This is a genomic window from Thioclava sp. UBA3469 (assembly GCF_002378135.1).
In the GTDB taxonomy this organism is placed as follows: Bacteria; Pseudomonadota; Alphaproteobacteria; order Rhodobacterales; family Rhodobacteraceae; genus Thioclava; species Thioclava sediminum.
On the sequence record NZ_DFRG01000140.1, the window covers coordinates 1 to 291 of the forward strand.

1 pseudogene is annotated in these 291 nt (G+C 66.7%); it reads right to left on the reverse strand.

Going from position 1 to position 291, the window contains the following annotated elements:
* Positions 1–291: pseudogene (locus B3D39_RS11335) on the reverse strand (ATP-dependent chaperone ClpB); the annotation flags it as partial.

The following is a 291-nucleotide window of genomic DNA, read 5'->3' on the forward strand; positions in this document are numbered from 1 at the left end:
GCAGCTTCTCGCGCTCGCCTTCCAGCATCTTCGAGGTCGGGATGCCGGTCCAGCGTTCGACCACTTCGGCGATCTGCTCCGGACGCACCGATTCCTCGACCATCAGCTCTTCGCCCTCGGCCTCATCGGCTGCGGCGAGCTGCTTCTCGAGGCTCGGGATGATGCCGTAGCTCAGCTCACCGGCGCGGGCGAGATTGCCTTCGCGCTTGGCTTGGTCGAGCTCGGCCCGGGCCTTGTCGAGTTGCTCTTTCAGGCTCCGGCCCGATTCCAGCTTGTCCCGCTCGGCCTGCC